The organism is Microbacterium sp. SORGH_AS_0888 (genome assembly GCF_030818905.1).
Taxonomy (GTDB): domain Bacteria; phylum Actinomycetota; class Actinomycetes; order Actinomycetales; family Microbacteriaceae; genus Microbacterium.
Genome location: NZ_JAUTAZ010000001.1, coordinates 1,219,428 through 1,242,507, shown reverse-complemented (window position 1 = coordinate 1,242,507; position 23,080 = coordinate 1,219,428). Strand labels below are relative to the sequence as shown.

Here is a 23,080-nt window from a genome sequence, read left to right as displayed (position 1 = left end):
GATCCATGGCCAAGAGCACGGGGACGACCACGCGCGGCCGCACGAAGTCACAGGCGTCGTCGCGGGCGGCGAAGCCTGCGCCGGCGCCCAAGCGCTACGTCGGCGAAGAAGAGAAGCCGCCGCTCGCCGCGCGGGCGTGGATGGGTCTCGCACACGGCGTCGGCGCCCTGTTCCGGGCCTTCGGCCCGGAGAACCTCGAGAAGGAGCAGCGGCGAGACGGCTTCCCGTTCTTCCTCGTGCTCCTCGCCATCGCCGGCGCGGTGGTCGAGTGGTTCTTCATCGGCGCCGAGGGGGCGACGCTCGTCAGCGCCTACACCGTGGGTCTCCTCGTGGGGCGCGTGGCGTTCCTGCTGCCCGTCCTGCTCGTCCTCCTCGCCGGCTGGCTGTTCCGACACCCGCCGTCGGTGCACGACAACGGGCGCATCGGCATCGGCTTCGCGCTGTTCATCGTCACGATCGCCGGGTTCTGCCACGTCTTCGGGGCGAGGCCCGCGCCGAGCGCGGGCCTGCCCGCCCTGAGCGCCGCCGGCGGTCTGTTCGGCTGGATGGTCGGCGAGCCGCTCGCGACACTGTTGACGCCCATCGGCGCCGCGATCGTGCTCGGGCTGTTCACCGTGCTCAGCGTGCTCATCCTCACCAAGACGCCGCCGAACCGCATCGGCAGCCGACTCGGCGACCTCTACGCCTGGATGTTCGGCGCCGAGCGCCCGGCAGCGGCCGAGCCCGCCGCCGGGACGGGCGCGGTCACGAAGTCCCTCGCCCCCGCCGACGACGTCCCCACGGAGTCGATCCCGTGGTGGCGCCGCACCAAGAGCGGCCGCGAGGAGGACCCCGACAGCGCGTCGGGAGACGACCTGCTCGGCCTGCTCGACACGACCGGTCCCGTCGCGGGCGGCTTCGACCAGGCACTCGAGCCGGCGCCCGCCGCTCCCGACGCGCTCACCGAGGTCATCGACCCCGCGGTGCTCGCCGCCGCCGAGCGCGCCGCCGCGGAGCACGGTGCGACCTCGCTGCGAGACGACGCCGACAGCGGCGAGATCGAGCCGCTCACGCTGCCGGATGCCGCCGGCTACGGCGCCGACGGTGACCGCCTGCCGCCCTCTGCCCCCTATGTGCTGCCCTCGGTCGCGGCCCTCGCCGCCGGAAGCGCGCCCAAGGCGCGGTCCGAGGCCAACGACCGGGTCGTCGCGGCGATCACGGGCGTCTTCGAGCAGTTCGGCATCGACGCCCGTGTCACGGGCTTCTCGCGCGGTCCGACCGTCACGCAGTACGAGGTCGAGGTCGGCCCCGGCGTCAAGGTCGAGCGCATCACGGCGCTGACCAACAACATCGCCTACGCCGTCGCCTCGAACGAGGTCCGCATCCTCGCCCCGATCCCGGGCAAGAGCGCGATCGGCGTCGAGATCCCCAACGCGGATCGCGAGATCGTGACGCTGGGCGACATCCTCCGATCGCCGGCCGCGCAGCAGGCGACGCACCCCATGACGATCGGCGTCGGAAAGGACGTCGGCGGCGGGTTCGTCGTGGCGAACCTCGCCAAGATGCCCCACCTGCTGGTCGCCGGCTCCACCGGCTCGGGCAAGTCGAGCTTCGTGAACTCGATGATCACGAGCCTGCTGATGCGCGCCAAGCCGAGCGAGGTGCGCATGGTGCTGATCGACCCCAAGCGGGTCGAGCTCACGAGCTACGCCGGCGTGCCGCACCTCATCACGCCCATCATCACGAACCCGAAGAAGGCCGCCGAGGCGCTGCAGTGGGTCGTGAAGGAGATGGACATGCGCTACGACGACCTGGCGTCGTTCGGGTTCCGTCACATCGACGACTTCAACAAGGCCGTGGTCGCGGGCTCGATCCAGCTGCCCCCGGGCAGCGAGCGGGTGCTCAAGCCCTACCCGTATCTGCTGGTCGTCGTCGATGAGCTCGCCGACCTCATGATGGTCGCTCCGCGCGACGTCGAGGACTCGATCGTCCGCATCACCCAGCTCGCCCGCGCCAGCGGCATCCATCTCGTGCTCGCCACGCAGCGACCCTCCGTCGACGTCGTGACCGGTCTCATCAAGGCGAACGTGCCCTCCCGTCTCGCCTTCGCGGTGACGAGTGTGACCGATTCCCGCGTCATCCTCGATCAGCCGGGCGCGGACCGGCTGATCGGCCAGGGCGACGGCCTGTTCCTGCCGATGGGCACGTCCAAGCCGATCCGCGTGCAGGGCGCCTGGGTCAGCGAGCCCGAGATCGAGAAGGTCGTCGCGCACGTCACCGGTCAGGCCCGGCCGGAGTATCGCGCGGATGTGGCGGCGGCGGCCGAGAAGAAGGAGATCGACGCCGACATCGGTGACGACCTCGAGCTGCTCCTGGCGGCGGCCGAGCAGATCATCTCGACCCAGTTCGGGTCGACCTCGATGCTGCAGCGCAAGCTCCGCGTCGGATTCGCGAAGGCCGGCAGGCTCATGGACCTGCTCGAGTCGCGCGAGATCGTGGGCCCCTCCGAAGGGTCGAAGGCGCGCGATGTGCTCGTGACGCCCGACCAGCTGCCCGAGGTGCTGGCGCGGCTGCGCGGCGACGAGCCGCCGACGACGGCGGCATCGGTGCCCGCGGGCGATCCCTACGGCCCGGACGCGGTCCAGGCGCAGTACGACGGCTACGAGACGATCGATGGCGACGAGGGCTCCGAGGACGCCTGGCAGCTGACCGGGCGCGACTGACGCCGCGGCGGCGGGTGCCGAGTCGCTAGGCTCGCAGGGTGGGAGTCCCGAGGCAGTTGCCCAACACGATCACGATCGTGCGCATCCTGTGCGCGCCGGTCTTCCTGTGGATGCTGCTGGCCGATGCCGGCGCGGACGGGGGACTGCGGTGGGGTGCCGCCGTCCTCTTCATCGTCGCGATCGCGACGGACGGGATCGACGGCCACCTCGCACGGCGCTACGAGATCGTCACCGACCTCGGAAAGCTGCTCGACCCGATCGCGGACAAGGCCCTCACCGGATGCGCGTTCGTCGGACTCTCGATCCTGGCGGAGCTGCCGTGGTGGGTCACGATCATCGTCCTCGTGCGCGAGATCGGCATCACGGTGTACCGGCTGGCCGTGGTGAGCGATCACGTGCTCGCAGCGGCCTGGATGGGCAAGCTCAAGACCGTCGCCCAGGCCGTGGCGCTCTCGTTCGCGCTCCTGCCGCTCGCCGCCGTGGCGGGGGAGTGGGTGGTCTGGGTGAACGTCGTGACGATGTGGATCGCGGTGATCCTGACGATCGCGAGCGGAATCGACTACGTCGTCTCCGAGGTACGGGGCGCGCGTCGTGCGCGCGCCGCGGACGGACGGGGCTGACACGGTGTTCGACGAGGAGCCCCTCGACGGCGCGACCACGATCGTGCGCCGCGGCCGGCGCACGGATGCCGAGCGCGTGATCGAGCGGCTCGGCGAGCTCGGGTGGAGCGTCGGCGTCGCGGAGTCGCTCACCGGAGGGCTGTTGACCGCGGCTCTGGTGGAGGTGCCGGGCGCGTCCGCGTGCGTGCGGGGCGGGGTCATCGCCTACGACAGCGCGATCAAGCACAGCCTGCTCGGGGTGGACGCCGATTTCCTCGCCGAGCATGGCGCCGTGCAGCCCAAGGTGGCCCGGCAGATGGCCGACGGCGTCCGCGACGCGCTCGCGATCGGCGGCGGCCGGGCCGACGTCGGAGTGTCCACGACGGGGATCGCCGGTCCCGCCTCGCCCGACGGCCAGCCCGTGGGCACCGTGCACATCGCCGTCTCGACCGCGCTGGGCACCCGGGTGGAGTCGGCGCTGTTCGAGGGCGGCCGCGCGGAGATCCGCGAGCAGACCGTGCGCCGCGCGCTGTGGCTGCTGCTGGAGGCGCTCTGACGGAATACGCCGTGTGTCGCCTCGGTTACATTCGGTGATTCTGACCCCGTCCTCAGCGAGCGGGTTTAGATTTGTCAGCACCGGGTGCGGTACCGTAGGCCACCCGGACGACGCGAGAGAGACGAGGAGGGGACCCGACATGATCCTGGTACGCCACGAGATCGGTGACGTCCTGCGGGATTTCCGGCAGCAGAAGGGTCGCACCCTTCGTCAGGTCGCGAGCCGCGCCAGCGTCGCGCTCGGCTATCTGAGCGAGGTCGAGCGCGGGCAGAAGGAGGCCTCGAGCGAGATCCTCGCCGCGGTCGCCGAGGCCCTCGACGTGCCGATCGCGATGATCATGCGCGAGGTGGCCGATCGCCTTTCCGTGCTGGAGGGGCTGCAGGTGTTCCCGGATGTCGTCCCCGACGATCTGGTCGCCGAGGTCGAGCCCGAGCTGTCGCTGCGCTGACGCCGTCGTGCGTCGCAGCGAGTTCGACCGTGCCGTCGCCGAGGAGTTCGGAGCGCAGGCGGGGCACCTGCTCGCCGACCTCTCCCTGACCGCCTGCGGGGGTCTGAGCGCGGGAGCAGCGCTCGACGCGGGAGCCCCTGTGAAAGACGTCTGGCTCGCACTGTGCGAGGAGATGGGCGTGCCGAGCGAACGCCGCTACGGCGTGGGACGACTCGAGCCTCGTCGACACTGAGCGCGCGGCGTGTCGTCGAAGATCTGTTCGATCACTGCGTAGGCTCCTGCACAGGAGTCGTCGATAGGACGTCTCTCCACGGATGCGGAGGATCCGCCGGCCGATGTCGGAGGCCCCTCGTACCGTGTGAGACAAGACGACCCCTCCGCCTTGTCGCAGCACACGGGCCACCCGGTCCGGGGCGCGACAGCCTACAGGCGACGGAACGCGAGCAGAAGGAGCACGTCATGCCATCACCCGCCGACCGCGAGAAGGCCCTGGAATCGGCCCTCGCCCAGATCGACCGGCAGTTCGGGAAGGGCTCGGTCATGCGGCTGGGCAGCGATGACCGAGCCCCCGTCGAGGTCATCCCCACCGGCTCCATCGCCCTCGACGTCGCCCTCGGCGTCGGCGGCCTGCCGCGGGGTCGCATCATCGAGATCTACGGGCCGGAGTCGTCGGGTAAGACCACTCTCACCCTGCACGCGATCGCCAACGTCCAGCGTGCCGGTGGCATCGCGGCGTTCATCGACGCCGAGCACGCGCTCGACCCCGACTACGCCAAGAAGCTCGGCGTCGACATCGACTCGCTTCTGGTCTCCCAGCCCGACACGGGTGAGCAGGCGCTCGAGATCGCCGACATGCTCGTCCGCTCCGGGGCCATCGACCTGGCCGTCATCGACTCCGTCGCGGCGCTCGTGCCGAAGGCCGAGATCGAAGGCGAGATGGGAGACTCGCACGTCGGCCTGCAGGCACGGCTCATGTCGCAGGCGCTGCGCAAGCTCACGGGTGGCCTGAACCAGACCAACACGACCATGATCTTCATCAACCAGCTGCGCGAGAAGATCGGGGTGTTCTTCGGCTCGCCCGAGACCACGGCCGGCGGCAAGGCGCTCAAGTTCTACGCATCGGTCCGCCTGGACATCCGTCGCATCGAGACCCTGAAGGACGGCACCGAGGCGGTGGGAAACCGCACGCGTGTGAAGGTCGTCAAGAACAAGATGGCGCCGCCGTTCAAGCAGGCGGAGTTCGACATCCTCTACGGCACGGGCATCTCGCGCGAGGGCTCACTGATCGACTTCGGCGTCGAGCACGGCATCGTCAAGAAGTCGGGCGCGTGGTACACCTACGACGGCGAGCAGCTGGGGCAGGGCAAGGAGAACGCCCGCAACTTCCTGCTGAAGAACGCCGATGTGGCCGCCGAGATCGAGACGAAGATCAAGCAGAAGCTCGGCATCGGCGCGCGTGGCGCGACCGACGAGGCGGCTGTGGCCGACGAGCTCGCGGCGCGGCGCCCGGCCTGAGCCGATGGTCCGATTCGTCGAGGATGACGGGGGAGAGGAGCCCCTCGCCCCCGTCATCCCGCTCTTCGGAACGGGGCACGGCGTCGACCGTCCGGTGTCGGGGCCGGCCGTGACGGCCCCCGGTGTCGAGCCCGCCCGGCCTCGGGACGTCGGCGGCCGCGCGTCCGATGCCGAGGCGACCGATGGGGCCGCCGAGGCCGAGCGCGTGCTGCTCAAGCGGCTCCGGCTCCGCTCGCTGTCGATCCGGGAGGCCCGGGCCGTGCTCGCCGCGGAGGGGCTCGATGCCGAGGCGGCCGATGAGCTGGTCGAGCGGTTCTGCGAGCGCGGATATCTCGACGACGCCCGGCTGGCGGAGCAGCTGGTATACGCCGGCGTCGACCGCAAGAGACAGGGACGCCAGGCCATCGCGCAGACGCTGGCCAAGCGCGGAGTGCCGCGTGAGATCGCAGACGAGGCGCTCGACGCGTTGCCGGACGATGACGACGACCGTGCGCTCGACTACGCGCGGAGCAAGGCCGCGTCACTCGTGAGCCTCGATCGCGACACGGCGCTGCGCCGGCTGATCGGGCAGCTCGCGCGGCGCGGTTTTCCCGGCTCGGTTGCGATGCGGGCCGCCGGCGCCGCGCTCGACGAGGCCGGAGCGGCGCGGGGCGGGTCCGGCGTCCGATTCCGCTGACGACGCCGACGAGCAGAGCGACCGGGCCGATGTCGCCCGAACGTAGAATGGGGCATCATGTCTTCGCCGTCCGCCACCCCCACGCTCATCGAGGCGTCCGTCGCCGCCGTCGCCGCTGACGGCCGGGCGCGCACCTATGAGGTCCGCACGTTCGGCTGTCAGATGAACGTGCATGACTCGGAGAGGCTGTCGGGCTCGCTCGAGTCGGCCGGCTATGTCCGCGCGGCGGAGGGCGTGGAGGCCGACGTCGTGGTGATCAACACGTGCGCCGTCCGCGACAACGCGGCCGGCAAGCTGTACGGCACCCTGGGGCATCTCAAGTCCCGCAAGGACAAGCACGACGGCATGCAGATCGCGGTCGGCGGCTGCCTCGCGCAGATGGACAAGGACGTCGTCCAGCAGAAGGCGCCGTGGGTCGACGTCGTGTTCGGAACCCACAACATGGGCTCTCTCCCGAGTCTGCTCGAGCGGGCGCGCCACAACGGCGAGGCGGAGCTGGAGATCCTCGAGTCGCTCGAGGTGTTCCCTTCGACGCTTCCCACCAAGCGCGACAGCGTCCACAGCGGCTGGGTCTCGATCTCGGTCGGATGCAACAACACCTGCACGTTCTGCATCGTGCCGAGTCTGAGGGGCAAGGAGAAGGACCGGCGCCCCGGCGACATCCTGAGCGAGATCCGGCTTCTGGTCGACGACGGCGCGGTCGAGGTCACGCTCCTCGGCCAGAACGTGAACTCCTACGGCGTCGAGTTCGGCGACCGCCAGGCGTTCGGCAAGCTGCTCCGGGCGGCGGGCGAGATCGAAGGTCTCGAGCGCATCCGCTTCACCAGTCCGCATCCGGCCGCCTTCACCGACGACGTGATCGACGCGATGGCAGAGACGCCGGCCGTGATGCCCCAGCTGCATATGCCGCTGCAGTCGGGAAGCGACCGCGTCCTGCGCGCCATGCGCCGCTCGTATCGCAGCGAGCGCTTCCTCGGGATCCTCGATCGCGTGCGGGAGCGCATCCCTCACGCCGCGATCTCCACCGACATCACTCGTGGGCTTCCCCGGCGAGACCGATGAGGACTTCGAGCAGACGCTGCGGGTCGTCGAGCAGGCGCGGTTCGCCAACGCCTTCACGTTCCAGTACTCGATCCGCGAGGGAACGCCTGCGGCGACCATGCCCGACCAGGTGCCCAAGCACGTCGTGCAGGAGCGCTACGAGCGTCTCGTCGCCCTGCAGGACCGCATCTCGCTCGATGAGAACCAGAAGCAGGTCGGCCGCGAGGTCGAGGTGCTCGTCTCCACCGGCGAGGGCAAGAAGGACGCGGAGACGCGCCGACTGACCGGCCGAGCCGAAGACAACCGGCTCGTCCACTTCGAGGTGCCGGACGGATCTGAGCTGCCGCGTCCCGGTGATGTCGTCTCCGTCACGGTCACGCACGCGGCGCCGTTCCACCTGCTGGCGGACTCCGTGGACGGCGCGCCGCTGCGCATCCGCCGGACGCGCGCGGGCGATGCCTGGGATCGCGCGCAGTCGGAGTCCTGCGCCGTCCCGACCGAGCCCGGCGCCCCGCGTCCCGTCTCGCTCGGCCTCCCGTCGCTCCGCGCCCCTCGCTGAGCCGTGCCCTCCGCCGGCACGGCGACGCCGCCGCCCAGCCTCTGGGCGCTCGTCGGGGCGACCGGAACGGGAAAGTCTGCGCTCTCGCTCGATCTCGCCGAGGGGCTCGCGGCCCGGGGACGTCACGCCGAGATCGTGAACGCGGATGCCATGCAGCTCTATCGCGGCATGGACATCGGGACCGCCAAGCTGCCGGTGGCCGAGCGACGGGGCATCCCTCACCATCTGCTCGACGTGCTCGACGTCACCGAGGAGGCGGCGGTCGCACGCTATCAGGAGGACGCCCGCGCAGCCATCGCGGCCGCGCACGCACGCGGCGCGGATGCGATCCTCGTGGGCGGATCGGGCCTGTACGTCTCGGCGGTGCTCTTCGACTTCCGGTTCCCGCCGCGCGATCGGGCCATCCGGGCCGCGCTGGAGGCCGAGCTCGACGCCCACGGTCCCGGCGCCCTGTACGAGCGGCTCAGCGCGCAGGACCCCGCCACGGCGGCACGGGTGGACCCCCGCAACGGACGCCGGATCGTGCGTGCCCTCGAGGTGCTGGCGCAGGGCTCCGCCACCCACGGTGCGGCGCTGCCCGAGGAGCCCGCGCTCTGGCATCCACGCACGCGGATCGTGGGGCTTCAGACGCCGCGGGACGTGCTCGTTGCGCGGCTCGACGCCCGTGTCGAAGGGATGTGGCGCGACGGCCTGCGCGACGAGGTGGCGGCGCTGCGCGACCAGGGGCTCGAGAGCGGGGTCACGGCCGCGCGTGCGATCGGCTACGCCCAGGCGCTCGCGGAGCTGCGCGGCGAGCTCACGCGGGAGGAGGCGATCGCCCAGACGCAGGCGCTGACACGTCGCTACGCGCGACGGCAGGTCTCCTGGTTCCGCCGCTACCGAGATGCCCTGTGGCTGCCGACGGGCGCGACGGCGGCGGAGCTCCTCACGGACGACCGCTGAACCGGCGAGGGGAGCCGTCCCGTCGCTAGACTCGTCCCATGGCGCATTCCCTCCCGTTCACCAAGGGCCACGGGACGGGAAACGACTTCGTGATCGTCGCCGACCCCGACGGTGAGCTGGCGCTGACCGACGACCAGGTCGCGGTCCTCTGCGACCGGCGGTTCGGCGTGGGCGGCGACGGCATCCTGCGGGTCGTCCGTTCGCGGGCGATCCCCGAGGGCGCCGACGCGGCAGCCGCCGGCGCGGAGTGGTTCATGGACTACCGGAACGCCGACGGATCGGCCGCTGAGATGTGCGGCAACGGCATCCGGGTCTTCGCACGCTACCTGACCGAGTACGGACTCGCCGAGATCGGGACGGCGCCGGTCGGCATCGGCACGCGAGCAGGCGTCAAGTCGCTCACCCGCACGCCGGACGGGTTCGAGGTCGACCTCGGCGCGTGGACGGTCGACGAGAGCGACCTGCTCGTCCAGGCCCGGGGCCTGTCGGTGGCCCGGCCCGGTCTGGGCATCGATGTCGGCAACCCGCATGCGGTCGTCGCCCTCTCCGGGGACGAGGAGCTGACGGGACTCGATCTCGCCTATCAGCCGGTGCTGCACCCCGCGCCGCCCCACGGGGCGAACGTCGAGTTCGTCGTGCCCGCCGATCCGCTCGTGCGCGCCGGCGTCGGTGCGATCCGCATGCGCGTGTTCGAGCGCGGCGTGGGGGAGACGCTCAGCTGCGGCACCGGGGTCGCCGCGGCCGCTCTCGCCGTGCGGCACTGGGCGGGCGCCGCCGCCCCCGACGACTGGGAGGTCGAGGTGCCCGGAGGCACGCTGCGCGTGCGCATGCGCGACGGCCGCGTCCTCCTGGCCGGGCCCGCGACCCTCGTCTACACGGGCGAGCTGACGCTGGCCTGACCCGATCAGGCCTCGCGGACCATCCGGCGGCGGGTGGCCGTCGTGATCGCCGCGGTCAGTCCGAGCAGGAGGAGCACGGATGCCGCGGACACCACGACCGTGAAGCCGCCGGCGGAGCCGCCCACCTGGGCGAGTGCGCCGGCGACCGCCGACCCGAGCGCGATGCCCACGACGACGCCGCTCGCCGTCAGCGTCATCATGACGCCGCCGCGCCCCTGCTCGGTGACCGATCCCGAGGCGCCGAAGATCGTCAGCAGCAGCGGACCCTGGAACGCCCCCGCGATCACACCGGCGATGATGACCATCGGTATCGTGCTCGCGGCCATCATCAGCACACTGCCCGCCAGCATCCCGGCGGCCGACAGCCACCAGCGCGTCCACGGACCGATCCGCTCCGGCACGAGCACCATCGAGAGGGTGGTGGCGGCCGAGCCGACGGCCATGACGGCGTACAGCAGAGCGCCGGCGTCGGGGACGCCCGCCTCTGCGGCGAAGGCGGTGAGACTCGTCTGCGTGGCGCCGAAGAACGTCCCCATCGCCACCATGCCGGTGAAGGCGATCAGCATGACGACTGCTCGGCGGCGCGCGCTGATCCGGGGGGTCGCGACATCCGCGTCCCCGGTCTGCGGCTGGCGTCGTGGCACGAGGCGGTGCGTTCGGTGCACCGCGAACTGCGTGACGAACACGCCGACCAGCACGGCGGCCACCAGAACGGCCGCGTGCGGTCCCGCGGCGACGGCCAGGATGCCCACCAGCGCCGGACCGAAGATGTAGACGAGCTCGTCCATGACGCCCTCGAACGCGAACGCGGTGTGCACGTCGTCCGGAGCCATCGCGAGCCACCGGGCCCGGGAGAGCGCGCCGACCTGCGGCAGGGTGAGACCCGCGGCCGCGGCCAGTGCGATCGTGACCGCGTCGGGGGACACCCCGGCGGTGAGCGTGAAGGTGCAGAGCACGGCGAGGTTGACGACGACGCCCACCAGCAGCACCGGGCGCTGGCCGAGACGATCGGTCAGCGCCCCCGAGAGCGGGGCGCCGACGGCCTCACCGAGCGCCGCGGCCGCGGCCGCGAAACCGCCCACCGCGATCGACCCGGTCGCGGAGGTCGCGAGAGTCAGGATCGTCAGCGGGATCATGGACATCGGCAGCCGGCCGAGCGCGGTCGCGACGAGATAGCCCCACCCGGCGATGCGGGGGAGGGCGGCATAGCCGGACATGCCGGCGGGACGAGTGGACACGGGACTCCTCACCGGCGCGTCCCCCACCCGGATCGCGCCCTCGTCCCGCGCAGCGCTCCGCGCCGCGTCGTAGCGATGCTAGCAGCAGGCGGTCACGGCAGCGCGATCGGTGCCGTCGCGGGTGTGCCGTGGCGTCGCACCTTCAGGACGCGGTAGCCGCGCGCCGTCGCGGCGCGTTGCACGCTGTATCGGCGGGGGAAGGATGCCGCGAGCCACCGCTGCAGCGAGTCCGCGCCCAGATTGCGCGCGACCACGAGCCACGCGTCGGAGCGCTCGTCCAGGCGTGGCAGCCATGTCTCGAGCATGTCGTGCAGCACGTGCTTGCCGACGCGGATGGGGGGATTAGACCGGATCGACCGGAAGGCGATGTCCTCCGGGACCTCCTCCGGCGTGACCGCCCTGATGTTCGGGAGCTCCAGCGCCTCGGCGTTGCGTCGGACGAGGTCCAGTGCGCGCTGATTCACGTCCACCGCCCAGACGTCCGCGTGCGGTGACAGCATCGCGACGCTCAGCGAGATCGGTCCCCAGCCGCATCCGAGATCCAGGACGTGGCCGCTCGGCGGCGGGGGCGGGGTGTGCGAGAGCAGCACGGCCGTGCCGGCGTCGAGTCGGTCCGGACTGAACACCCCGCTCGCGGTCGTGACCTCGACATCGCGATCGGCCAGCGTCACTCGCAGGGGGCGGAGGTTCTCGGGACTGGCTGGCGACGCGCTGAAGTAGTGGTCGCTCGGCATGGAGCGAGCGTAGCGGAGCGACGGCCGCCGCGGGAGGCTAGAGTTGTCCTCTCGTGGCCCGAGCCCACGGAAAGGCGATATGACCGACAGCACAGACGCGCCGGACCAGGATTTCTCCGATCCCGTCGACCGGGTGCTCTCCCGTGCCCAGCCGCGCGCGACCGTGCGGCTGGCGGGCGAGGCGCAGGCGCTGCAGGATGCCGCGACGGCTGCGGGAGCGGACACCGACGGCGAGCAGTGGGACCGTGAGGAGCGAGCGGCCCTTCGCCGCGTTCCGGGCCTGTCGACCGAGCTCGAAGACGTCACCGAGGTCGAGTACCGACAGCTGCGGCTGGAGAACGTCGTCCTGGTGGGAGTGCATCCGCAGGGCGCGACCGAGGACGCCGAGAACTCGCTCCGCGAGCTCGCCGCCCTCGCGGAGACGGCGGGCGCGGTCGTGCTCGACGGCGTTCTCCAGCGGCGTCCGCATCCGGACCCCGCGACCTACGTGGGTCGGGGAAAGGCGGAGGAGCTCCGCGGGATCGTCGCCGCCGTCGGCGCCGACACGGTCATCGCGGACACCGAGCTCGCCCCGAGCCAGCGGCGCGCGCTGGAGGACGTCGTCAAGGTCAAGGTGATCGATCGCACGACCGTCATCCTCGACATCTTCAGCCAGCACGCGAAGAGTCGCGAGGGCAAGGCGCAGGTCGAGCTGGCACAGCTCGAGTACCTGCTGCCGCGGCTGCGAGGCTGGGGCGACTCGATGAGCCGGCAGGCCGGTGGACAGGTCGGTGCGGGCGGCGCCGGAATGGGCTCGCGCGGCCCCGGTGAGACCAAGATCGAGCTCGACCGCCGCCGCATCCGGACGCGGATGGCGCAGCTGCGCCGCCAGATCCGCGACTTCGCGCCCGCCCGCGACGCCAAGCGCGCCGAGCGAAAGCGCAACGTCGTCCCCGCCGTCGCGATCGCCGGGTACACGAACGCCGGCAAGTCCAGCCTGCTCAACCGCCTCACCCACGCGGGCGTGCTCGTCGAGAACGCGCTGTTCGCCACGCTGGATGCGACCGTGCGCCGCGCCGAGACCGAGGACGGCCGCGTGTACACGCTCACCGACACGGTCGGGTTCGTGCGCAACCTGCCGCACCAGCTCGTGGAGGCCTTCCGTTCGACGCTCGAGGAGGTCGGCGACGCCGATGTCATCGTGCACGTCGTCGACGGGTCGCATCCGGACCCGGCGGCTCAGCTGGCCACCGTCCGCGACGTGATCGGCGACGTCGGCGCACGGGACACGCGAGAGATCGTGGTGTTCAACAAGTCGGACCTCGTCGACGAGGACGCACGGTTGCTGCTGCGGGGGCTCGAGCCGACCGCCCTGTTCGCCTCGTCCCGCACGGGCGAGGGCATCGACGAGCTCCGGGCGGCGATCGAGGCGGCGCTGCCGCTGCCGGCGGTCGAGCTGCGTGCGCTCGTGCCCTACGACCGGGGCGACCTGGTGTCCGCGGTTCACGAGCAGGGCATGATCCTCGGTCAGGAGCACGAGGCCGGGGGAACGGCGCTGCACGCGCGCGTGCCCGCCGCCCTCGCCGGACGCCTCGCCCCCTACGTCCGCTGAGCCCGCGCGCCTACGCTCCGTCGAGCGCCGGCAGGAGGACGGCGAGCCCGCTCTCGTCGACCGGGGTGAAGCCGTGGGCGGCGAAGACGGCCGCCCACGCCGCATCCGGGGTGCGGACGTAGAGCGGACGGACCGGCTCCCGCGACACGGCGGTCGCCACGTCCCGATCGCCGTGATCGGAGGCGGCGGCGCCGGGGGCGATCACGAGCTCGCGGCCGTGCGCTCCCTCGGACGAGGTGATCGCGCCGACCGTGAGGGGGAAGGGCGGGACGTCGGGGGTCGCGAATCCGAACACCTCGCCGAGGAAGGCGAGCTCGGACTCGAGCGCATGGACGACGGTCTCCCGGCGGCGGAACCCGTGCCCCTCGCCGGGGTAGAGCACATAGCCGTAGGGCACGCCGCGGGCGGAGAGCGCCGCGCGGATCGCCTCGGCCTGCGCGGGCGGCACGACCGCGTCCTCCTCGCCCTGGAGGATCAGCAGCGGCACCCGGAACCGTTCGGGGTGCGACAGCGGCGACCGTTCGATGTACATGTCCTCCGCCTCCGGCAGCGGCCCGATGAGGGCATCGAGGTAGCGGGACTCGAAGTCGTGGGTGTCCTCCGCCAGCGTCCGGGCATCGCCGACGCCGTAGCGGGAGACGCCCGCCGCGAAGACATCGGTGTTCACGAGCGCGGCGAGAACGGTCCAGCCGCCCGCCGAGCCGCCCTCGATCGCGAGCCGGTCCGGGTCTGCGGCGCCCGAGGCAGCGAGCCCCTCCGCGGCGGCCGCGACGTCGTCGACGTCCACCACGCCCCACTGGCCCAGCAGCCGCTCGCGATAGGCCCGTCCGTAGCCCGTGGAGCCGCCGTAGTTCACGTCGAGCACGCCGATGCCGCGGCTCGTGAAGTAGGCCACCTTCGCCGAGGCCGCCGGCTGCGCCTGGCTCGTGGGGCCGCCGTGCACCCAGACGAGATAGGGCGGCAGCTCGCCGGCGGGCGCGGCGACTCGCGGGTTCTTCGGCGCGTAGTCGATCGCATGGACGGGGCCGTGCGGACCGTCGACCGTGATCTCCCGCGGCGTCGGCAGCCACGAGCGGTCCCAGGGCGCCGCGGATGCCGTCACCGGCTCCGCGGAGCCGGCATCCACATCGACCAGCCACACCGCGGACTCCGTCGTCGCCCCCGCGCCGATGACGAGCGCGCGGGTGCCTCGCACGTCTTCCACGGCGACGCCGGCGGTCAGGTCGAGGCCGAGGTCCGTGGCCGCGCCGTCCGCGTCGATCACGACGAGCCGGCTCGCGCCGTCGGTGCGGACCGCGAGCACGCGTCCGTCCGCCAGGACGCCGTACCAGCGGGCCCCGAGCACCCAGAGCGCCCCGCCCGTGTCGGCGTCGGCGGGCGAGAGGGGCGCCGGAGCGCCGTCCGACATCCGGAACAGGTTCCAGCGTCCATCGGGGTCGTCCGCGAACAGCAGGCTCTCCCCGTCCCATTCGGGCTGCAGCGGGGCGGTGCCGCGGTCGACGAGCGTGACCGCATCGGCGCCGAGCTCGCGCACGCACAGGCGCGTGCGGTCCCACGGCATCGCCGGATGATCCCACTCGATCCACGCGAGCCGGCGCCCGTCGCTCGAGAGCGCGGGCTGGGCGAGGAAGTCGGCACCACCGGCCAGCACGTCGATCCGCGACGGGTCGGCGGCGGCCGAGCCGTCCAGGGGCACGGCCACGATCTCCCGCCGCGGGTTACGCGCCTCGCCCTGCGTCTCGCGGATGCCGAGCAGTCGCGCGGACTGCCAGCGCAGGCCGCCGTAGCGCTGCGCCGGGTCCTCCGGAGTCAGGGGGCGCGGCCGCTCGTCCGGACGGCAAGCCCACAGCCGGCCGTCGGCGCGCTCGACGAACACGAGCTCGCCGTCGTCCGTGACGGTCCAAGCACCGCCGCCGTACTCGTGGACCGAGGAGCGGGCGTTCCAGGGCGCGGGAAGAACGGTCTCGATCGTCCCGTCCGCGCGTCGCCGTCGCACCGCGACCCGCCCGCCCTCGTCCGGGACGGATTCGCCCCACCAGATCTCCTCGCCGGCGAAGCGAGCACCGTCGAGACGGGGAGCGGCCGCGGTGACCGCCTCGGCCGTCAGGGGCGAGGGCCAGGATCCATACGGAAGTGCGTCCACCCTGCCACGCTACGGTGCGTCGGCGTCGGACGCGACCGGAGGAGCCGCGCTCCGCGCGACGACGACGCTCTCGCCCTCGCCGTCCTCGGGACGCCCGAGCGTGCCCGCTTCGGCGGCGGTGGTCGCGGCATCCCCCGGGTCCTGGACGAGGAGCTCGAGCACGAGCCAGGCGACGAGCACCCCCGCGGTCGTCCCCAGCACGACGCCGGTCGTGAGCGGCGTGGCGAGCGCGAGGACGAGGATCGCGAGCACCAGGAGCACGATCCGCACGAGCGGGCGCCGGGAGAAGAGCCATCGTCCGATGCGGCCCGTGTCGACGCCGCGGACCCGGAGACCGCGGCGTGCACTCGCCGTCAGCGACGACGACACCGCCCGGATGCGGCGGGCCGGCGCCCAGTGACCCGCGAGCCAGGCGGCGAGCCCCACCACGATGCCCAGCACCATGAGCACGACGGCCGTGTCCTGCATCCGGCCGACGACGGCGTCGTAGACCGCGCGCAGCGTGGCGGCGGGGACCCCGAGCGCCGGCGCCTGCAGCGAGAGCGCCACGCCGCCGATGCCGACGCCCGCGGCCACGGAGCCGGCGCCGAGGACGAGGCCGACGCCGGTGCCGAGCGCGGCCGTCGAACGCCGTCGGGCGACGAGGACACCGAGCAGGAAGAGGGCCACGGCGACCAGCGGCAGCACGAAGCCGACGGTCGCCGCGAGCACGTAGAGCGGTCCGACCAGCGTCAACGCATCCGACCGGGCGACGACGATCGAGACGTCGATGGCGGGGATCGCGGCGGCGAGCGCGAACCCCTGCTGCGCGAGGGTCGACCTGACCTCGTCGATGACGGGCCCCAGCTGCACGCGGAGCTCGCCGGACCCGGAGATCGCGAGGACGTCGCCGTCGCCCCCCGTCGCGGCCGCCGCCAGGGCACGGTGCGCCGCGACCAAGGATCTGTTCCAGACGGTGGCGAAGGCGTCGGACTGGACGACGCGCGTGACCGCCGAGGTCACCGCACTCCGCGCCCCGGCGGCCGCGGGCGCGCGCAGCAGACCGAGCGCCCGCTGCGACGCGGCGGGGAGATCGAGCGTCGCGATGCCGTCGAACAGGTCGTTCGTCAGGCCGTCGATGTCGATGGCCGCATCCAACGCGGAGCTGGTCCGATCGATCACGAGCGCCTGCACGGCCGGGTCCTTCGCCAGGGGTGCGAAGGTGTCGACGAAGCGCTGCTCGTCGACCAGCTGCGCGCGCGTCCAGCCGCCCACGACGGACACGGGCACCAGCAGGGTCGCCAGGACGATGCACAGCGCCGAGACCCACGCACGCCAGCGCCGGCCGGCCGGTGCGGACCGTACGGCGCGTCCGGGAGACGGGGCCGCGGAACGCAGCTCGGCGTTCTCGTCGCGGAGCCGCTCGACCTGCTCACGCAGGCGCTCGATCTCGGTGCTCGTCACGCGCGTGCCTCCCCACGGGACCGCTTCCCCCTCGGGGGCACCCTAGGGCCTGTCTGCTCGTGGCCGATCCGTCGGCGGCCGATCGACGCCTGGAACCGGAGGAGATAGCCGTCGGGATCGGTGACGAGGAACTGTTCGACGCCGGCCTCGGTACGGTCGTCGATGCGGTACCACTTCGTCTCGGATGCCAGGAAGAGCGGGTGGCCCGCGTCTTGCAGGGCGGTGAGGATCGGCTCCAGGCTCGGGACACCGATCTGGAGGTTGACTCCTCGCCCCAGGGGCGGTTCCAGCGGTCCGGTGATCCAGTTCCGGCCGACGCCCTGCTGCTCGAGCATGACGTGGGCGGACCCCAGCGAGATGTATGCGAAGCCCTCTTCGGGGCGCTGGTAGCTGACACGGAACCCGCAGAGCCCGCACCAGAACTCGATGCTTCGTGCCGCATCGCTGACCAGCAGCTCGGGCACCAGTGCCGGGTCGGCGGGTGAGTCATCCACCCGCTCATCGTCGCAGACCGGGCCCGCCGGCCGCAGGGGGCGTCTCAGACGGCGCGCATGAGGGCGACGACCTTGCCGAGCACGACGGCCTCGTCGCCCAGGATCGGCTCGAAGGCCGAGTTGCGGGGGAGCAGCCAGGTGTGGCCGTCGCGCTGCCGGAAGGTCTTGACCGTCGCCTCGCCGTCGAGCATCGCGGCGACGATGTCGCCGTTCTCGGCCGTCGACTGCGACCGCACGACGACCCAGTCGCCGTCGCAGATGGCGGCATCGATCATCGACTCGCCCGCGACCTTCAGCATGAACAGGTCGCCCTTCCCGACCAGCTGGCGGGGAAGCGGGAAGACCTCCTCGACCTGTTGATCCGCCGTGATCGGGACGCCGGCCGCGATGCGGCCGACCAGCGGCACGAGAGCGGCGTCGCCGACGGCCGGTCCCGTGTCGGCCGGGTTCTCCGCGGCGGTGCCGGGCAGATCGATCAGGACCTCCATCGCCCGGGTCTTGCCCGGGTCGCGCCGCAGGTAGCCGCTGAGCTCGAGCTGGTTCAGCTGGTGGGTGACGCTCGAGAGCGACTTGAGGCCGACGGCGTCGCCGATCTCGCGCATGCTCGGCGGATACCCGTGCCGGGCGATCGAGGTCTGGATCACCTCGAGGATCGCGAGCTGCTTGTCGCTGAGGCTCTTCCGGCGTCGGGTCTGAGGCTTCTGCGGTGCGCTCATGTCCGTGTCTCCCTGGGTCCGTACCGCTCGCCCCTTCGAATGTCGGAGGTCGGTGATTCGGTGTTGGTGTCGAAACCGTATCCGCTCCGGCGGCGGCACGAGGGGAGGACTCCCGCGTGTCGCCTTCGAAGGTCGAAGGATCCGATCCGGTCTTGACATCGTCCAGTATCGAATATAGCTTCGGAAGAGAGATTCGCATCCGACCTCCCCGGCCGGAAGCCGGATGCGAATCTCTCCCCGGAAAGGAGCCGAGATGTCCACGATCCAGTACCCCGCACCCGCGGTCTCGACCGTGCGTCTGCGCCTGACGCCTCGCGGTCGCCGCGTCATCGCCGCGCTGGCCGCGACCCCGATCGTGATCGCGATCGGGGCGGCTGTCCTGTTCGGCGGCTCCGCGCTGGCCTCCGGCGAGCAGGGCGCCTCGACCGGCTCCTTCCAGACGGTCACCGTGCTGGCGGGCGAGTCGCTCTGGTCGATCGCCGAAGAGGTCGCTCCGAACGCCGACCCGCGCGATGTGGTGGCGGACATCATGCGCCTGAACGCCCTCGACGACTCCGATGTGTCGGCGGGCGCTCGCATCGCCATCCCGGCCGAGTACGCACAGCGATAGGCGTTCTGGGCTCTCCTGGCGCCGCCGTCGACCTGATCGTGTGCGCGATTCTCTACGATTGAGGGATGAGCACCCGACTCGAAGACCTCCCGATACGCGACGATCTTCGCGGTATGGTCCCCTACGGCGCACCGCAGGCGCCGCTGCCCGTCGCGCTCAACGTCAACGAGAACACGCACCCGGTGCCGCAGGAGGTCGCCGACGACATCCTCGATCAGGTGGCACGCGCCCTCGGCGACATCAACCGTTACCCCGACCGCGAGTTCACCCAGCTGCGGGAGGCCTTTGCCAACTACCTGGGCGAGGGCCTGTCGCGTGACCAGCTCTGGGCAGCCAACGGCTCCAACGAGGTGCTGCAGCACCTGCTCCAGGCCTTCGCCGGCCCGGGGCGCACGGCCATGGGATTCGCACCCACCTACTCGATGTATCCCCTGCTGACACGGGCCACGGGCGCGGCGTGGATCGCGGGAACGCGGGACGCGGGATACGGCTTGAGCGCGGAGTCGGTCTCGAGCCAGATCCGTGAGGCAGACCCGGACATCGTCTTCCTCTGCGCGCCCAACAATCCCACCGGGACCCCCCTCACGATCGATGTGATCGCTGCGGCGTACGAGGCCGCGCGGGGCATCGTCATCGTGGACGAGGCGTACCACGAGTTCGCGCCGCGAGAGGCGGCATCGGCCGTCACGCTGCTGCCCGGCCGCGAGCGGCTGGTCGTCTCGCGCACCATGAGCAAGGCCTTCGCCTTCGCCGGCGCCCGTGTCGGCTATCTCGCCGCCGACCCGGCGGTCATCGACGCGCTCCGGCTCGTCCGGCTTCCATACCACCTGAGCGCCCTCACCCAAGCCGCCGCTCTCGCCGCGCTGCGCCACGCCCCGCTCATGCTGTCGATGGTGGACGAGATCGTCGGCCAGCGCGACCGCATCTCCGCGACCCTCGAAGCGCTCGGCTACCAGCCGCACGAGTCCTGGACGAACTTCGTGCTCTTCGGCGGCGTCTCCGACACGGCCGCCGCGTGGCAGGGGCTGTACGACCGGGGCGTGCTCATCCGCGACGTCGGCATCCCGCACCACCTGCGCGTGACGGCCGGCACGCAGGCCGAGACGACCGCGTTCCTCGACGCCCTGGCCTCGGTAGGATCGGCCGCATGACCCTCCTCTACTCCCGCACGGCCTCGATCCGTCGTGCCACGAGCGAGTCCGCCGTCGAGCTCGAGCTGGATCTCGACGGCACGGGTGCGAGCACGATCGATACCGGCGTGCCGTTCTACGACCACATGCTGACGGCGTTCGCGAAGCACTCGCTCACGGACCTCACGGTCCGCGCGAGCGGAGACATCCAGATCGATGCCCACCACACGGTCGAGGACGTCGCGATCGTGCTGGGGCAGGCGATCCGGCAGGCGCTCGGCGACAAATCCGGGATCGCGCGATACGGCGATGCGCTCGTGCCCCTCGACGAGGCCCTGGCTCAGGCCGTGGTCGACATCAGCGGTCGTCCCTACCTCGTGCACACCGGTGAGCCGGCAGGCTTCGAGCACCACCTGATCGGCGGTCACTTCACGGGATCGCTCGTGCGTCACACCTTCGAGGCGCTCGCCTTCAACGCGGGGCTGACCGTGCACCTCACGGTCCTCGGGGGCCGCGACCCGCACCACATCGCCGAAGCCGAATACAAGGCGTTCGCGCGAGCGTTCCGACAGGCCAAGGCGTTCGATCCGCTCGTGTCCGGCATCCCCAGCACCAAGGGCGCGCTGTGAGCGCTGCCCCGCTCGTCGCGGTGCTCGACTACGGCTCGGGCAACGTCCACTCCGCCGTCAAGGCGCTCGTCGCCGCCGGCGCCGACGCGCGGCTCACCGCTGACCGTGCGCTCATCGAGGAGGCCGACGGGCTGGTCGTCCCCGGCGTCGGTGCCTACCGTGCCGTCATGGACGCCCTGCGCGCGAGCAGGGGCGACGAGCTCATCGATCGCCGCCTCGCCGGCGGCCGGCCGGTGCTCGGCATCTGCGTCGGCATGCAGGTGCTGTTCGGCCGCGGCGTGGAGCGCGGCGTGGACACGGACGGGCTCGGCCAGTGGCCGGGCGTGGTGACCGAGCTCGACGCGCCGGTGCTTCCCCACATGGGCTGGAACACCGTCAGGCCGGATGCCGGGTCCGCGCTGTTCTCGGGCATCGAGCAGGAGCGCTTCTACTTCGTCCACTCCTTCGGCGCGCGTGACTGGCTCCTCCAGACGCAACCGCCCTTCCCGCAGCCGCGCCTGACCTGGTGCGATTACGGCGCCCCGTTCCTCGCCGCGGTCGAGAACGGACCGCTCTCGGCGACGCAGTTCCACCCCGAGAAGTCCGGAGCCGCGGGCATCCGACTCCTGGCCAACTGGCTCGGCACCCTCCGCGCCGACTAGTGTCGTACCTCGTGCGCGGCGGGTGTCCGCGCGAGTCCCGAGGAGCTATGAACGATTTCGCGTCCACGCCCGCATTGACACTGCTGCCCGCGGTCGACGTCGCCGACGGCAAGGCCGTGCGCCTCACCCAGGGTGAGGCCGGCAGCGAGACCCACTACGGCGATCCGGTCGACGCCGCCGTCGAGTGGGCGCGCCAGGGCGCCGAGTGGATCCACCTCGTGGATCTCGACGCCGCGTTCGGTCGCGGCAGCAACGCCGCGACCATGCGCAAGGTCATCCGGCAGGTCAAGGGTGTCCAGGTCGAGCTGTCCGGCGGGATCCGTGACGACGCCTCGCTCGAGGCCGCGCTGGAGTCCGGCGCCGCTCGCATCAACCTCGGCACGGCCGCTCTCGAGAACCCCGAGTGGGCCGCCGATGTGATCGGCCGCTACGGTGACGCGATCGCCGTCGGGCTCGACGTGCGCGGCACGACGCTCGCCGCGCGCGGCTGGACGCGCGACGGCGGCGATCTGTGGACCGTGCTCGACCGGCTCGAGGACGCGGGCTGCAGCCGCTACGTCGTGACCGACGTGACGAAGGACGGCACCCTCAAGGGGCCGAACATCGAGCTGCTGCGCGAGATGACCACGCGCACCCCCAAGCCGGTCGTCGCGTCCGGTGGCATCTCCAGCCTCGACGACATCGCCGCCCTCCGCGAGCTCGTGCCCCTCGGGGTCGAGGGCGCCATCGTCGGCAAGGCGCTGTACGCCGGGGCGTTCACGCTGGCCGAGGCGTTGGATGTCGCCGGAGGCTGAGCACGCGCCCGACGCCGGGCACGCGTGCGGCACCGACTCCGCCGGAGTCCCCTGGGAGGGACGCCGGTTCGAGCCGAACCCGCACGCGGGCGATGACGGCTCAGCCGATCCGGCCCTCGCCGCCGCGTTACGGGCCTTCCGTGCGGGCGAGGGCGACGAGGTCGCCGTCGTCGACGCGTACCGCGACGCGCGTCTGCTCATCCCCCTCGTCGCCGAGAAGGGCGACGAGGGCATCGGGCCCACCGGCCTCGTCGTCGACAAGACGCAGGAGCTCTCGATCGTCACGGTCGCCGCCCCCGACGGGCGGCGGGTGCTCCCCGTCTTCACCTCGGTGGACACGCTCGGCCGCTGGGATTCGGTCGCCCGTCCGGTGCCCGTCGAGGGGATCAGGACAGCGCTGGCGGCCGTCGTGGACGACACCGACCTGATCGTGGTCGATCCCGGCTCGGACACCGAGTTCGTCGTCCGCCGCCCCGCCGTGTGGGCGATCGGGCGGGGAGAGCCGTGGGAACCCTCATGGCGCAGTCCGGAGGTGTTCCGCGGCCTCCAGGAGAGCATCGGCGCGGAGCTCGCGGTGCTCGATCTGGGCGTCGAGCCGGGGGATGCCGGCGCGCGCGGCGCAGGGCCGGAGCTGATCGTGCACCTGGAGCTCACGGACGGGCTCGAGCAGCAGGAGCTCGACGCCGTCCTCGCGCGGCTCGCGCGCCGGTGGGCGGCGGATGACCGCATCGCGACCCTGGTGGACTCGCTCACGGTGAAGCTCCATCGCTCCCGCTGACGAGCATGTCCCCGCGTGAACCGCCGGCGAGCCTGCGCCATCGCTTCCGCTGGCGAGCATGTCCCAGTTTGAACCGCTGAGCGTGCCGCCGAGCGGTCACAACTGGGACACCGACCGTTCGAAAGTGGGACATGGTCATGGTGCCTCCCTCCCGCGGTGCGGGCCGGCGCAGGGCGGGGCGGGGGCGCGGGGCGCGGGAGGG

General features: G+C 72.0%; 22 protein-coding genes and 1 pseudogene. 17 read left to right on the top strand and 6 right to left on the bottom strand.

Translation table 11 applies throughout. The features are described from left to right. The first annotated feature begins 5 nt into the window (after positions 1-5). From QE381_RS06150 to dapF, 10 genes and pseudogenes are all read left to right on the top strand, one after another. Positions 6-2,702, top strand: coding sequence for a DNA translocase FtsK (locus tag QE381_RS06150; protein WP_307216418.1), 2,697 nt, complete (start codon positions 6-8; stop codon positions 2,700-2,702). A gap of 38 nt (positions 2,703-2,740) precedes the next feature. Next, positions 2,741-3,322, top strand: a complete 582-nt coding sequence (gene pgsA, locus QE381_RS06145; protein WP_307216415.1) for a CDP-diacylglycerol--glycerol-3-phosphate 3-phosphatidyltransferase — start codon at positions 2,741-2,743, stop codon at positions 3,320-3,322. Continuing rightward, positions 3,294-3,857 (top strand): CinA family protein, encoded by a 564-nt coding sequence (locus QE381_RS06140; protein WP_373426918.1) that lies wholly within the window; start codon positions 3,294-3,296, stop codon positions 3,855-3,857. Before pgsA ends, QE381_RS06140 begins: the two co-directional genes overlap by 29 nt. 139 nt (positions 3,858-3,996) lie before the next feature. Next, positions 3,997-4,305, top strand: coding sequence for a helix-turn-helix domain-containing protein (locus QE381_RS06135; RefSeq protein WP_307216413.1), 309 nt, complete (start codon positions 3,997-3,999; stop codon positions 4,303-4,305). Between the two features lie 7 nt (positions 4,306-4,312). After that, positions 4,313-4,537 (top strand): DUF3046 domain-containing protein, encoded by a 225-nt coding sequence (locus QE381_RS06130; protein WP_307216411.1) that lies wholly within the window; start codon positions 4,313-4,315, stop codon positions 4,535-4,537. 227 nt (positions 4,538-4,764) lie between these two features. Beyond that, entirely contained in the window at positions 4,765-5,820 is a 1,056-nt protein-coding gene (recA, locus tag QE381_RS06125) for a recombinase RecA (RefSeq protein ID WP_307216409.1), read from the top strand. Positions 5,821-5,824: 4 nt separating this feature from the next. Beyond that, on the top strand, positions 5,825-6,496 hold the full coding sequence (locus QE381_RS06120) for a regulatory protein RecX (RefSeq protein ID WP_307216408.1): 672 nt from the start codon (positions 5,825-5,827) through the stop codon (positions 6,494-6,496). A 57-nt stretch (positions 6,497-6,553) separates the two neighbouring features. Next, positions 6,554-8,096, top strand: a pseudogene (gene miaB / locus QE381_RS06115) (tRNA (N6-isopentenyl adenosine(37)-C2)-methylthiotransferase MiaB). Positions 8,097-8,099: 3 nt separating this feature from the next. Continuing rightward, a complete protein-coding gene (miaA, locus tag QE381_RS06110) occupies positions 8,100-9,038 on the top strand; it encodes a tRNA (adenosine(37)-N6)-dimethylallyltransferase MiaA (RefSeq protein ID WP_307216406.1) in 939 nt (312 codons plus the stop codon). A gap of 38 nt (positions 9,039-9,076) precedes the next feature. Continuing rightward, the gene (dapF, locus tag QE381_RS06105) at positions 9,077-9,937 is read left to right on the top strand and encodes a diaminopimelate epimerase (RefSeq protein ID WP_307216404.1); all 861 of its coding nucleotides are present in this window, start codon (positions 9,077-9,079) and stop codon (positions 9,935-9,937) included. A gap of 5 nt (positions 9,938-9,942) precedes the next feature. On the opposite strand, the gene QE381_RS06100 is transcribed toward dapF, so the two are convergent. Both QE381_RS06100 and QE381_RS06095 read right to left on the bottom strand, forming a co-directional pair. After that, on the bottom strand, positions 9,943-11,175 hold the full coding sequence (locus QE381_RS06100; protein ID WP_307216402.1) for an MFS transporter: 1,233 nt from the start codon (positions 11,173-11,175) through the stop codon (positions 9,943-9,945). Positions 11,176-11,267: 92 nt separating this feature from the next. Continuing rightward, positions 11,268-11,909, bottom strand: a complete 642-nt coding sequence (locus QE381_RS06095; protein ID WP_307216400.1) for a class I SAM-dependent methyltransferase — start codon at positions 11,907-11,909, stop codon at positions 11,268-11,270. Positions 11,910-11,988: 79 nt separating this feature from the next. On the opposite strand from QE381_RS06095, the gene hflX reads away from it, so the two are divergent. Next, positions 11,989-13,500, top strand: coding sequence for a GTPase HflX (gene hflX, locus QE381_RS06090; protein ID WP_307216398.1), 1,512 nt, complete (start codon positions 11,989-11,991; stop codon positions 13,498-13,500). 10 nt (positions 13,501-13,510) lie between these two features. Here the strand turns inward: hflX and QE381_RS06085 are convergent, their stop codons facing one another. From QE381_RS06085 to lexA, 4 genes are read right to left on the bottom strand one after another with little or no spacing between them, the layout of a single operon-like run. Beyond that, positions 13,511-15,643 carry a prolyl oligopeptidase family serine peptidase gene (locus QE381_RS06085; protein WP_307216396.1) on the bottom strand — a complete coding sequence of 711 codons (2,133 nt, stop codon included), beginning with the start codon at positions 15,641-15,643 and terminating at the stop codon, positions 13,511-13,513. Between the two features lie 9 nt (positions 15,644-15,652). Beyond that, positions 15,653-17,086: a hypothetical protein gene (locus QE381_RS06080; RefSeq protein ID WP_307216394.1), complete on the bottom strand. Its 1,434-nt coding sequence runs from the start codon at positions 17,084-17,086 to the stop codon at positions 15,653-15,655. After that, a complete protein-coding gene (locus tag QE381_RS06075) occupies positions 17,083-17,580 on the bottom strand; it encodes a VOC family protein (protein ID WP_307216392.1) in 498 nt (165 codons plus the stop codon). Before QE381_RS06075 ends, QE381_RS06080 begins: the two co-directional genes overlap by 4 nt. 44 nt (positions 17,581-17,624) lie before the next feature. Next, the gene (gene lexA / locus QE381_RS06070; RefSeq protein ID WP_307216390.1) at positions 17,625-18,296 is read right to left on the bottom strand and encodes a transcriptional repressor LexA; all 672 of its coding nucleotides are present in this window, start codon (positions 18,294-18,296) and stop codon (positions 17,625-17,627) included. A gap of 253 nt (positions 18,297-18,549) precedes the next feature. Between lexA and QE381_RS06065 the strand changes: the two genes are divergently transcribed. From QE381_RS06065 to QE381_RS06040, 6 genes are all read left to right on the top strand, one after another. Continuing rightward, positions 18,550-18,906, top strand: coding sequence for a LysM peptidoglycan-binding domain-containing protein (locus tag QE381_RS06065; protein ID WP_307216388.1), 357 nt, complete (start codon positions 18,550-18,552; stop codon positions 18,904-18,906). 65 nt (positions 18,907-18,971) lie between these two features. Continuing rightward, complete coding sequence (locus tag QE381_RS06060) at positions 18,972-20,057, top strand: histidinol-phosphate transaminase (protein WP_307216386.1); 1,086 nt, start codon at positions 18,972-18,974, stop codon at positions 20,055-20,057. Beyond that, positions 20,054-20,665, top strand: coding sequence for an imidazoleglycerol-phosphate dehydratase HisB (gene hisB / locus QE381_RS06055; protein WP_307216385.1), 612 nt, complete (start codon positions 20,054-20,056; stop codon positions 20,663-20,665). Before QE381_RS06060 ends, hisB begins: the two co-directional genes overlap by 4 nt. After that, positions 20,662-21,306 carry an imidazole glycerol phosphate synthase subunit HisH gene (gene hisH, locus QE381_RS06050; protein WP_307216383.1) on the top strand — a complete coding sequence of 215 codons (645 nt, stop codon included), beginning with the start codon at positions 20,662-20,664 and terminating at the stop codon, positions 21,304-21,306. The genes hisB and hisH overlap by 4 nt, the downstream gene beginning before the upstream one ends. A 47-nt stretch (positions 21,307-21,353) precedes the next feature. After that, on the top strand, positions 21,354-22,100 hold the full coding sequence (priA, locus tag QE381_RS06045) for a bifunctional 1-(5-phosphoribosyl)-5-((5-phosphoribosylamino)methylideneamino)imidazole-4-carboxamide isomerase/phosphoribosylanthranilate isomerase PriA (protein ID WP_307216381.1): 747 nt from the start codon (positions 21,354-21,356) through the stop codon (positions 22,098-22,100). Next, entirely contained in the window at positions 22,084-22,878 is a 795-nt protein-coding gene (locus QE381_RS06040) for an SseB family protein (protein WP_307216379.1), read from the top strand. The genes priA and QE381_RS06040 overlap by 17 nt, the downstream gene beginning before the upstream one ends. The last annotated feature ends 202 nt before the right edge of the window (positions 22,879-23,080 follow it).